The organism is Tahibacter amnicola, assembly GCF_025398735.1.
Taxonomy (GTDB): Bacteria; Pseudomonadota; Gammaproteobacteria; order Xanthomonadales; family Rhodanobacteraceae; genus Tahibacter; species Tahibacter amnicola.
This window is the reverse complement of sequence record NZ_CP104694.1, coordinates 5462941-5474519: the sequence shown is the minus strand read 5'-3', so window position 1 is coordinate 5474519 and position 11579 is coordinate 5462941. Positions and strand designations below refer to the sequence as shown.

7 protein-coding genes and 1 pseudogene are annotated in these 11579 nt (G+C 66.4%); 6 read left to right on the top strand and 2 right to left on the bottom strand.

Annotation, left to right across the window (positions count from 1 at the left end; genetic code table 11):
• Window positions 1–104: 104 nt before the first annotated feature.
• The gene (locus N4264_RS21450) at window positions 105–1835 is read left to right on the top strand and encodes an amidohydrolase (protein ID WP_261694259.1); all 1731 of its coding nucleotides are present in this window, start codon (window positions 105–107) and stop codon (window positions 1833–1835) included.
• A gap of 2 nt (window positions 1836–1837) precedes the next feature.
• On the opposite strand, the gene N4264_RS21445 is transcribed toward N4264_RS21450, so the two are convergent.
• A complete protein-coding gene (locus N4264_RS21445; RefSeq protein WP_261694258.1) occupies window positions 1838–2734 on the bottom strand; it encodes a PhzF family protein in 897 nt (298 codons plus the stop codon).
• A gap of 194 nt (window positions 2735–2928) precedes the next feature.
• Between N4264_RS21445 and N4264_RS21440 the strand changes: the two genes are divergently transcribed.
• From N4264_RS21440 to N4264_RS21425, 5 genes and pseudogenes are all read left to right on the top strand, one after another.
• Window positions 2929–5529 carry a bifunctional aspartate kinase/diaminopimelate decarboxylase gene (locus N4264_RS21440; RefSeq protein WP_261694257.1) on the top strand — a complete coding sequence of 867 codons (2601 nt, stop codon included), beginning with the start codon at window positions 2929–2931 and terminating at the stop codon, window positions 5527–5529.
• 2 nt (window positions 5530–5531) lie between these two features.
• Window positions 5532–6313 (top strand): annotated as a pseudogene (locus tag N4264_RS25710) (MurL-like N-terminal domain-containing); the annotation flags it as partial.
• 69 nt (window positions 6314–6382) lie between these two features.
• Window positions 6383–6868, top strand: coding sequence for a MurL C-terminal domain-containing protein (locus N4264_RS25975; RefSeq protein WP_484600527.1), 486 nt, complete (start codon window positions 6383–6385; stop codon window positions 6866–6868).
• Window positions 6855–8222 (top strand): UDP-N-acetylmuramoyl-L-alanine--D-glutamate ligase, encoded by a 1368-nt coding sequence (murD, locus tag N4264_RS21430; RefSeq protein ID WP_261694256.1) that lies wholly within the window; start codon window positions 6855–6857, stop codon window positions 8220–8222. The genes N4264_RS25975 and murD overlap by 14 nt, the downstream gene beginning before the upstream one ends.
• Before the next feature lie 106 nt (window positions 8223–8328).
• Window positions 8329–9117, top strand: a complete 789-nt coding sequence (locus N4264_RS21425) for a dienelactone hydrolase family protein (protein ID WP_261694255.1) — start codon at window positions 8329–8331, stop codon at window positions 9115–9117.
• A gap of 56 nt (window positions 9118–9173) precedes the next feature.
• On the opposite strand, the gene N4264_RS21420 is transcribed toward N4264_RS21425, so the two are convergent.
• Entirely contained in the window at window positions 9174–11558 is a 2385-nt protein-coding gene (locus N4264_RS21420; RefSeq protein ID WP_261694254.1) for a VPS10 domain-containing protein, read from the bottom strand.
• Between the last annotated feature and the right edge of the window lie 21 nt (window positions 11559–11579).

The following is an 11579-nucleotide window of genomic DNA, read 5'->3' as shown; positions in this document are numbered from 1 at the left end:
CCGGCCGCGGCGTATTTGGCAATGCACGCGGGGTTCTATCGACAGGCTTGCGCGATCGCGGTGATGCCGCCACAGTTGCCGCATTTTTCGCAAGGGAGTAGCCGATGTCCCGGTTGGCTGGCTGGCGCTGTGCGGTAGGACACTGTGTCCTGTTCCTTGGTATGGGTCTGCTTCCGGTCGGAACCTCCCTGGCCGATTCCTTGCTGGTGAATGCAACCATCCACGGCGTGGAGGGCGCGAAGAAGCCGGCGGAGGCGATGGTCTGGAGCGGGGATGGCCGCATCATCGCCATTGGTCGCCGTTCCGAACTGGCGAAGGCCCATCCGGATGCGCTGGTCATCGACGCCGAGGGTGCTACCGTCGTTCCCGGACTGGTCGATGCCCATGGTCACGTGCTTGGCCTGGGGTTGTCGCTACTCAATGCGGATCTGAGCGGTACGGTGTCGAAAGCGCAGGTGCTGGAGCGGCTGAATGCCCACGCGGCGAAGCTGCCGCCGGAAGCGTGGCTGGTTGGCCGCGGGTGGGACCAGAACGACTGGGAAACCAAGGCATTTCCGACGGCCGCCGATCTCGACACCGCGTTCCCGGATCGTCCCGTGCTGCTCTATCGCGTCGACGGCCATGCGGCCTGGGCGAATTCGGCGGCGATGAAACGCGTCGGGAAGTCCCTCGATGGTGACTGGCAACCGGACGGCGGCCGCATCATCCGCAGCGACGGCAAGGCCACCGGTGTGTTCGTGGATACGGCGATGGGGCTGATCGAGTCGCACCTGCCGCCGCAGGATGCCGCGCTCAAGCGCCGTGCCTATCTGCTCGCATTCGGTGCGCTCAGCGCGGCGGGCATCACCGGCGTGCACGATGCGGGCGTGAGTCGCGAAGACATGGAAGTGCTCAAGGAACTGGCCGACTCCGGCCAGATCACGCTGCGCATCTACGCCATGGCCGAAGGCAACGGCCCTGCCCTGGACCAGCTGTGCACGGAGGGGCTGTACAGCCATCGGGCAGGGCGTCTTTCGATGCGTGCCGTGAAGCTTTACATCGATGGCGCGCTCGGCAGCCGCGGCGCGGCCCTCAAGGCGGACTACAGCGACGACGCCGGCAATCGCGGATTGCTCGTCACCGAGCCTGCTGCTTTCAAGGTGGCCGTCGAGAAAGCAAAGCGCTGTGGCGTGCAGGTCGCCACCCACGCCATTGGCGATCGCGGCAATCAACTGGTCCTGGACACCTACGCCGACGTGCTCGGCGAGGACGCCAAGGGGGATCACCGCTGGCGCATCGAACACGCCCAGGTTGTCGACACCGCGGATATTCCGAAATTTGCGGCATTGAACGTGATCGCCTCGATGCAGCCCACGCACGCCACCAGCGACATGCCCTGGGCGGAAGCGCGCGTGGGCAAGGGGCGCCTGGCAGGTGCCTATGCCTGGCAGCGCTTCCGCGAGGCCAAGGTGAAGCTCGCCTTCGGCTCGGATTTCCCGGTGGAGAAAATCAGTCCCCTGCTGGGCCTGTACGCGGCCGTGACACGCCAGGACCTGGATGGAAAGCCGGGCGGCGGCTGGCTGCCGGACCAGAAGCTCACGCCGGCCCAGGCGCTGGAGGCCTTCACGCAATCGGCGGCCTATGCGCAATTTGCCGAAGCGGACCAGGGCTTCTTCGCCAAGGGCAAGCGTGCCGATTTTACCGTACTGGCGAAGGACCCTCTGCGCGTGCCGCCGTCGGAGATCGCAGATATCCGCGTGGTGGCCACCTATCTGGACGGCCAGCCGCAGTTCGGCGCGCTGTCGATGCGAACGCCCGAGGGAACCCTGGGGCCGCGCGGAAAACCCAGAAAGTGAGCCTACCAGCGCAGCTGGCCGCTGATCACACCGACGCAGTCGCCGCCGATCCAGATATCGCCGGCTGCGTCGGGCCGCACGTGAACGACGCCGTCGCGCCCGACTTCGCGGCCCTGGCTGGCACGGTAGCCCTGCGTACCTGCCAGCTGACCCTGCGCGTACAGCCAGGCGCCGATCGCCGCATTGGCGCTGCCGGTGACCGGATCCTCATCGATGCCATCGGCCGGACAGAATGCGCGCGTGACGACGGCGGTGTCGTCGGCGTCTGTCCGTGCGAACACCGCCAGTCCGGCGGCGTCGGTTTTTGTGCACATGTGTGCAATTTCCCGGAGGCGCGGCGAAAGGCGGCGGACCTCGTCGGCCGCGCGCAGGTGCGCGACCCACCAGACCGGGCCGTTGTCGATGCGTCGGATCGCATCCGGTGAGGCCAGAAGGGAACGGTCCAGCGCGTCCGCCAGCCAGTGCCATTCCGATGCGGTCGGATCCGCGATCACGGCGCGGGGCGCGCGCACGTGAATCCGCCAGGCGCCGGCTTCGCCTTCGACTATCAGTGGCAACAAGCCCGCGCCGCATTCCTGTACCAGCCTGCCGTCACGCGGCGTGATCCGGCCGCTGTGCAAGGCGGCCCAGGCCGTGCCGACGCTGGGATGTCCCGCAAACGGCATTTCCGTGCGCGGAGAGAAAATGCGGACACGGTAATCAGCGCCCGGCTGCGTCGGCGGTAGCAGAAACGTGGTCTCTGAAAGGTTCGTCCATGCAGCGAAGCGTTGCATCGCGGCATCGTCGAGCCCGTGGGCATCCAGTACGACCGCGAGCGGATTGCCGTCGCCGGCGTGACGGGTGAAAACGTCGATCTGCTGAAACTCGCGCATGGCCTGGCGTCCAAAAGGCGTGATCATGCCCGAGCCGGCCACGCGCGGCGATGCCGAACGAGCGAGATCGGCGCGGCCAGCCCGCTCCGCGGCCTTATTCCGCCATGCCATAGCCCCGGCGTTGCGTTCTGCTGCACCGCAAGAAAGAATGCGTCGGCGCTGTTCCGTGCCATGTTCCGTGGTGGAGCGGCGCCCATTCCATCGATCAAGCAAGGAGTCCCGTGAATCCCGTTGCCCCGGCGCCTTTGGCGCAAGCCGGCTGGGTTGTCGTCAAGTTTGGCGGCACCAGCGTATCCACGCGTCCCCGTTGGGACACCATCCGCCGCATCGCCGCCGACTGGCATGCGCGCGGAAAACGCGTGCTGATCATCGTCTCGGCGCTCTCGGGAATCACAGACAAACTCAAATCGATCGCCGAATCGCGCGGCGACGTCAGCAAACGCGTGGCGGTGTGCGCCGAAATCCACGCGCGCCACGAAGCCATGTTCCTTGAGCTGGGCCTCACCGATCGTTCGACGATGCAGTACTGGCTCGACCGGCTCACCGCGCTCAGCCGCGATTCGCGTGCCGAGACGGGTGACCTGCCCTGGCAGGCGGAAGTGCTGGCGTTGGGCGAGCAGCTGTCGAGTACGCTGGGCGTGGCCTATCTTTCCAGCCAGGGACTTGCCACGCGTTGGCTCGATGCGCGCGAACACCTCCTGGCCAAGGCCTTGCCGAACCAGACGGACTGGGGTCGCTATCTGTCCGCATCTGTCCCGACGGCGCCCTGTGCCCAGTTGCCCGCCACGCTCGCCGCCCACGGCGACGTCCTCATCAGCCAGGGGTTCATGGCCCGCAATGAGGCTGGCGAGACGGTCATCCTTGGGCGTGGTGGCTCGGATACGTCGGCTTCGTATTTTGGTGCTTTGTTGAAAGCGGAAAAGGTGGAGATATGGACCGACGTGGCCGGCATGTTCTCGGCCAATCCGCGCATCGTTCCGGCGGCACGCCTGCTGTCGCACCTGGACTATGAGGAAGCCCAGGAAATCGCCACGACCGGCGCGAAGGTCCTGCATCCGCGCTGCATCAATCCGGTACGCGAGGCGCATGTGCCGCTCGCCGTGCGTGACACGAACCGGCCGGAATTGCCGGGCACCGAAATCGGCGCACTCGCTTCCTCGGCGGCCCCCAGCGTCAAGGCGATCAGTGAACGTCGCGGCATCACCCTGATATCGATGGAGTCGATCGGCATGTGGCAGCAGGTCGGCTTCCTGGCCGACGTGTTCGAGCGCTTCAAGCGCCACGGCCTGTCAATCGACCTGATCAGCTCCGCCGAGACCAACGTGACGGTGTCGCTGGATCCGTCGGAGAACCTGGTCAATTCGGACGTTCTGTCGGCCTTGGCGGCTGATCTGGCGGAGGTGTGCCGGGTCAAGGTGATTGCGCCGTGTGCGGCGATCACCATGGTCGGTCGCGGCATGCGGGCCTTGTTGCCGCGCCTGGCAGGGGTGCTGGCCGAGTTCGACATGGTGCGGGTACACCTGATCTCGCAGTCGTCGAACAATCTGAACCTGACCATCGTGATCGACGAGGCGGCAGCCGACGGCCTGGTGCCGACACTGCACGCCGCGCTGATCAAGGCCGATGCCCTGCGCGCTGAAGATCCGAGCGTGTTCGGGCCGGCCTGGACCGACATCTACGTCGGCCACCATGTTCGCGAAACACCCTGGTGGCAGTTGCGCCGCACCGACCTTCTCGAACTGGCGCGGCAACAGGCTGCGCCGAGCTATGTGTACGACCTGTCGACCGTGCGTGAGCGTGCCCGGCGTCTGCGCGCGCTGTCGGCACCCGACCGTTGGTTCTACGCCCTGAAGGCGAACAGCCATCCGGATGTGCTGCAGGCGATCAGTGAAGAAGGCTTCGGCCTTGAGTGCGTGTCGCTGGAGGAACTGGGCGCCGCCTCGCGTCTGGTCAAGGGCGGTCGTCTCCTGTTCACGCCGAATTTTGCGCCGCGCGCCGAGTACGAGGCGGCGCTGCAGATGGGCGCGCGGGTCACGCTGGACAACCTGCACCCGCTGGCCCATTGGGGCGAGGCATTCCGCGGCCGCGACATCATCCTGCGTGTCGACCTGGGCGTGGGGCGCGGCCACCACGACAAGGTGCGTACCGGCGGCGCCGGTTCGAAGTTCGGCCTGGCCATGGACGAGATCGAGACCTTCCGCACGCTCGCGCGCCAGCACGACGTCCACGTGGTCGGGCTTCATGCGCACCTGGGATCGGGCATCCTCGATGCGGGGCACTGGCATGAGGTGTACGGCCAGCTGGCTGCCCTGGCGCAGCGATTCACGCGCATCGAGGCGATCAATATCGGCGGCGGGCTTGGCGTGCCCGCGCGGCCGGACGAGGCGCCGATGGACCTGGCGGCCCTGGATGCGGCGCTGGCGGAAATCAAGGCCGCCTATCCACAGTTCCAGTTGTGGATGGAGCCGGGGCGCTACCTGGTCGCGGAAGCCGGCGTGCTGCTGACGCAGGTGTCGCAGACCAAGCGCAAGGGCGACTACCGCTACGTCGGCCTGACCGCCGGCATGAATTCCCTGATCCGCCCCGCGCTGTACGACGCCTGGCACGAGATCGTGAACCTGACCCGCCTGGAGCAGCCCGCCGATACGCTCTACCAGGTGGTCGGGCCGATCTGCGAATCGGGCGACGTCCTGGGCGCCAATCGCAAGCTGCCCGCCTGCGAGGAAGGTGATGTGATCCTGATCGCCCAGGGCGGTGCCTACGGCGCCACCATGGCTTCGCACTACAATCTGCGCGCCCCGGCGCAGGAGATCGTGATTTGAGCGTGTTGAAGGACCCTCGACAGGCTACCGCCTTCCGTTTCGTACGCTGCACGCTCGCCGGCGATACGGCTGAGCTTGTCTACGCCTACGACCAGGACGTCGAACTCATCGAGCGCATCCGCTTTCCCGGCGCGCCGACCGTGGCGAACGCGCGCCGGCCGGCGCTGGATGCGGCCCTGCGCCTGCTGCACTGGGTCGCGGGCGTGAGCTACTACAAGGCAGGCGTGCCGGCGCAGATCGCGGTGGAGAACGGTCCGCTGGATGCGGTGACGGCGGAATTTCTCGATGCGCTCTATCGCCACGGCCTGGGCGAATTTGCGTACCAGAACCGGTTGGATCTATCCGCGCGCATCCGCTTTCCGCACGCGGCTGCACCGGCCGCGCCCCCGAGACCCTCGGCCTGGGACGCCGCAGCCTCGTGCCGATCGGCGGCGGCAAGGATTCCCTGGTCAGCGTGGAACTGCTCAAGCGCCATGGCGAGGACGCCACGGCCGTGTGGGTCGGCAATTCGCCACTGATCGCCGCCTGCGCGGCGCGTACCGGGCTTCCTACGCGCAATATCGAGCGACAGCTGGCGCCGGAGCTCTTCGAATACAACAAACTCGGCGCCTACAACGGACATATCCCGGTGACGGCGATCAATTCCGCCATCCTGGCCGTCGCGGCGGTGCTGTATGACTTCGACTCGATCGTGTTTTCCAACGAACGCTCGGCCTCCAGCGCCACGCTCGAGTACGACGGGCAGCCGGTCAATCACCAGTGGAGCAAGGGCTGGGAGTTCGAGCAGCGCCTGGCGGCCTGGCTGCGCACCCATGTCGCCGCGGACCTGAACTACACCTCGCTGCTGCGCCCCGTGTCGGAACTGGCGGTGACGCGCCTGTTCGCGCAGCATTCGCGCTATGACGATGTGTTCTCCAGCTGCAACCGCAATTTCCGCATACTCGGGCCGCGGCCGGCGGACCGGTGGTGTGGCCAATGCCCAAAATGCCATTTTGTGTTCCTGGCGCTGGCGCCGTTTGTACCCAAGCCACGGTTGCTGTCGATCTTCGGCCGCAACCTGCTCGATGATGAAAGCCAGGCGCCCGGTTTTGACGCGCTGATGGAATTTGCCGCGCACAAGCCATTCGAATGCGTTGGCGAGGGGCGCGAGTCCCGTGCGGCGATGCTGGCGCTCAGCCAGCGGCCGGAATGGCGCGAGGACGCCCTGGTTGCACGGTTCGTGGACGTGGTGCTGCCGCAGATCGGTCCGTTGGATGCGGATCTGGCCAGCTTGCTGGCGCCGTCCGCCGAGCATGGCCTTCCGCCGCGCCTTGCGGGAATCATCGATGCGTTTGGCTGACCTGGCCGGCAAGCGGGTCGCCGTGTGGGGCTATGGCCGCGAGGGCCGGGCCGCACTGGCGGCGATCCGCCGTCGCCTGCCCGAGCAGCGCGTCACCTTGCTGTGCAGTCCGCACGAGGCTGAGCAGGCACGCCCGTTCCTGGGCGACGGTGTCGACTACGAAACCACCGAACCCTACGGTGGCCTGCTGTGGACCTTTGACGTCGTGGTCAAGTCGCCCGGCATCAGCGCGTATCTGCCGGCCGTGGTCGATGCCCGCGCGGCGGGGGTCCGCTTCACCTCGGGCACGGCCCTGTGGTTCGCCGAGAACCCGGACGCGCGCGTCATCGCGGTGACGGGCACCAAGGGCAAGAGCACCACCAGCGCGCTCGTGGCCCATCTGCTGCGCCACAGCGGAATGCGCGTGGCATTGGCCGGCAACATCGGCCTGCCGTTGCTGGAATTGCTGGACACGGACCTGGCGATCGACGGCTGGGTGATCGAATTGTCCAGCTTCCAGACTGGCGAGGCCGCGCCGGTCGATGTGGGGCTGATCAACAACATCTTCGAAGAACACCTGGACTGGCACGGCACCCGCGAACGCTATGTCGCGGACAAGCTCGTGCTCGCGGGCGTCGCCCGCACACTGGTGGCCAACGGTATGCAGCCGGAGCTGCTCGACCGGACAACCACCCATCCCGCGCGCCGCCTTTTCGGTACGGTGGATGGCTGGCACGTCGCCGACGGCTGGATCTGGCGTGGCAGCCAGCAGGCCCTGGATATCCGCCAGCTGCGTTTGCCGGGCGAGCACAATGCGCTCAACCTCTGCGCCGCGCTGACTGCCATCGAGGCCTTCGGCCTGAATCCTTACATGGCGCTGCCCCATGCCGCGAGTTTCCAGCCGCTACCCCATCGATTGCAGCAGCTGGGCGAACTCGATGGCGTCACCTGGATCAACGACAGCATCTCCACGACGCCGCACGCGACGATCGAGGCGCTGCGCAGCCTGGGCGGCAGGGCCGTCACGGTGCTTGTGGGCGGACATGACCGAGGGGTCGACTGGAGCGAATTCCGGCGACATGTCAGTGAGCATCCGCCGCACGCGGTGGTTGCCCTGGGTGCCAACGGGCAGCGCATCGCTGCCCTCCTGGCAGAAGCGTCGCCGCAGTACCAGCTGGAGCGCCGTACGGGTCTTGCTGACGCTGTTGCGCTGGCCCGCCAGCTGACGCCAGCGGGCGGGGTGATCCTGCTGTCCCCGGGGGCGCCGAGTTTCGACCAGTTCCAGGATTACGCCGATCGCGGCCGTGCCTTCGCCCAGCTGGCCGGCTTCGACCCGCAGGCTATCGCCAGCATCGAAGGGATTGGCGTCGCCTGAGCGAACGTCCCGCCGGCTGCCGGCGGAAGCGTGATGCCGGCTGCACGCTGCATGTCCTATCATCCCGCTCCGGCAGTTCCGGCTTCTTCCACCACGGAGAATCGCGATGAGACAGGCAATCCTGGGCATGGCGCTGGTCAGCATGATGGCATCCGGCGGCACTTGGGCAGCGATGGTGACCAAAACAGTCGAATACGCTGTCGACGGCAAGAAAATGGCCAGCGTGCTGGTCTACGATGATGCGGGCGCGAAGCGTCCTGGCATCGTGATGGCGCCCAACTGGATGGGTGTCAATGATGGACAAGTGGAAAAAGCCAAGCGTATCGCCGGCAAGGACTACGTGATCCTTATCGCCGACGTATACGGCGCCGACCTGCGGCCGAAGAATCCGGAAGAAGCGGGCAAGGCGTCCAAGTCCATGTACAGCGACCGCAGCGTGCTGCGCAAGCGGATCAACGCCGCGCTCGCCACGCTCAAGAACAACGCGGAGAAAGCGCCGCTGGATGGCACTCACTTCGGCGCGATCGGGTTCTGTTTCGGCGGTGCGACCGTGCTGGACCTCGCACGCAGCGGCGCCGACGTCGCCGCGGTGGTGTCTTTCCACGGGAACCTGGCCACGGACGACGCGACCATGGCCAAGAACATCAAGGCCAAGGTACTGGCGATGAACGGTGCCGACGATACGTACGTCCCGGCCGAACAGATCGCAGCGTTCGAGAAGGAAATGAGGGACGGTGGTGCCGACTGGCAGTTCGTCAATTTCGGCGGCGCGGTGCACTGTTTCGCCGAGGCCGATGCGAAGGGCGAGGTGCCCGGTTGCCTGTACAACGAGCGCGCCGCCAATCGCAGCTACGCGCTGATGCGTCAGCACTTCAGCGAGGCGTTCGCGAAGTAATTCCGCGATACGCCGCCGCAGATGAAGGCCCCCTCGATGCGAGGGGGCTTCGCCCATCAGGGCAGCACGATTTCCAGGTCGTTGGCGAAGATCACGTCGTCAGACAGGGGCGTGCGCCAGGCACCGCGGGAGTAGGTGCCGGCGACCAGCACGTGCGGCTGCCGTGAGATCTCCAGGTCGAGAATCACCATGCCGGTCGGCAGCCCGCTGTTGAACGGCGTGAAATTCGCGCCGCTGTCATTGCTCTGGTAAACGCCGATATCCGTACCCACGAAAATACGCGACGGCTTGATCGGATCGATCGCCACGGAATTGGCCGGTACGCCGGGCAGCCCCGTACCGATGGCCTGCCAGCTGCCGCCGGCATTTTCGGTGCGGTAGAGCTTCGTGCCAGTGAAGTTGCTGCTGACCACGTAGGCGCGCTGGTCATTGGTCGGATCGATCTCCAGGTCATTTACGGCCTGCCCGGGATAGTTCGCGCTCACTTCCGACCAGCTGGGGCTTGCGCGCAGGACGTCGCTGCTGCGGAACAGGCGGCCATTGGCCGTACCGACCATGCCAGCGACCACGCCGCTGCGGTTGGCGGCGGACAGGGCGATGCTGCTGATGGCCGACCAGCCGTCGCCTGTGAGATCGCCGGAGATCTTGGTCCAGGTGAACGAACCGCTCGACTGCGCGGTGTCGGCGCGATACAGGTAGTTGCTGCCGAGGAAGACCGTTCCGCGCGTGATCGCCATCGGCGTCACCCAGGGATTGTTCTCGCCCGAGCCGAACCCCGTCTTGGGCAGCCAGGCATTCGTGCCGGGCTCACCGCGCTGCGAGGAGCGTAGCACCGTCGGTCCGCCGTTGCTCGGATAGCTGGTCTGGAACACGATGTTCGGATTGCCCGGATCCACCACGTTGGTGAAACCGTCGCCGGTCACCGAAGTGACATTCCATTCGTTGCTGTTCTTGCGCACCTGGGAAGAGTTGTCCTGGGCGCCGCCGTAGACCCGGTTCGGATTGCGCGGTTCGATGGCGATATCGTAGAACTGGGTGGCCTGCAGCCCGTTGTTCAGGTTCACGAAACTGGCGCCGCCGTTGTCCGTGCGCCACAGCCCGCCGTCGCTACCGATCCAGAAGCGGTCGGGCTGCTGGCGCGAGTAGAGGACGACGTGGGTGTCCTGGTGGACCTGCTGCGAACCGCCCCAGGAGTTGGTCAGCATCGTCACCGTGCTGCCGCTGTTTTTCGTCTCGGCGGCGCGGATGCTGCCGATCAGCGCGCGCGTCCAGTCTGCCGGATGGGCATCGACGTCGAGGTTGTACCAGCACTGGCCTTCGCAGACATCGTCGTTGAGCAGGGTCCAGCTGTCGGCCGCGTTCGACGAGCGATACAGGCCGACCGCGCCGTTGCCGCCAGCCACACCAGCCAGTGCGTACATGATCCAGGGAGAACTATCCATCAGCGACAGGCGCACCACGCCCGCTTCGTCGCCGCCCGGCAGTCCGCTGCTGCGGCGTGTCCAGGTCGCGCCGCCATCGGTGGATTTGTAGATACCGTCGTCGTTCACCGCTGCGTATACGGTGTTGCCGTTGCCGGTGGTATCGAAGGCGATGTCCTGCACGTCATTGCCGGTCAGGACGCGGTTCCAGGTCTGGCCGCCGTCGGTACTGCGGAAGACGCCGCCTGCGCCCTGGCTGCCGTCGGCGTTGCACAGGCCGCGGCCACCGGCCAGCAGCAGGTTGCCGTCGGTCGGATGGCGCGCGAGCGAGGCGATGAACGACAGCTGCAGGGTGCTCGCGCCGCTGCCGTTGCGTGGCGCGAAACTGCTGCCGGCGTTTTCACTGAGAAACAGGCCCAGGCCGAAGTAATCGGAGCAGCCGCCGGCGTCAGGATCGCCCGTGCCGACCCACACGCGGTTGGGGTTGGCCCGGTCGATCATTACGCTGCCAATGCTCTGGGTGCCGAAGTTGTCCGACACCGACTGCCAGTTCTGGCCGCCGTCGGTGGTTCTCCACAGTCCGCCCGCGGCCGTGCCGAGGAACAGGCGGTTCTCGTCGGTCGGATGCACCGCGAGTGTCGTGACGCGGCCGGAGACTTTGCCCATGGTCCAGTCGAGCATGGTCGACGGGCCGGGGCCCAGCGCTGTCCAGATTTCGGTCACGTTGGCGCGCAGCAACGGCGGAACGGCAGCCGATTCCTGCTCGGCCATGATCAGGCGCTGCTCGTCGACGGCCTGGGCGCGCAGGGCGCCGGCGTTGGACATCCGGTCCAGGCCGCGGCGTTCGCGGAACCATTCGCGACGGCGTTCGATGGCCCACTCTTCGCCTTCCTCGCGGTCCAGGAGGAGGGGCGAATCGGGAACCAGGGGTTCGGACGCAAGGGCAGGGAGTGCCACGAGGAGCGTGGCGGCAAACATCAAAGACGCGTCGAAGACGCGTCGGCTCGGGCGCAGACGCATTGAAAAAATTTCCGATGGCTT

Bases quoted from the DNA above. Each gene is read 5' to 3' on its own strand.
- N4264_RS21450 (WP_261694259.1), top strand. From the start codon at position 105: ATGTCCCGGTTGGCTGGCTGGCGCTGTGCGGTAGGACACTGTGTCCTG.
- N4264_RS21445 (WP_261694258.1), bottom strand. From the start codon at position 2,734: ATGATCACGCCTTTTGGACGCCAGGCCATGCGCGAGTTTCAGCAGATC.
- murD (WP_261694256.1), top strand. From the start codon at position 6,855: ATGCGTTTGGCTGACCTGGCCGGCAAGCGGGTCGCCGTGTGGGGCTAT.
- N4264_RS21425 (WP_261694255.1), top strand. From the start codon at position 8,329: ATGAGACAGGCAATCCTGGGCATGGCGCTGGTCAGCATGATGGCATCC.
- N4264_RS21420 (WP_261694254.1), bottom strand. From the start codon at position 11,558: ATGCGTCTGCGCCCGAGCCGACGCGTCTTCGACGCGTCTTTGATGTTT.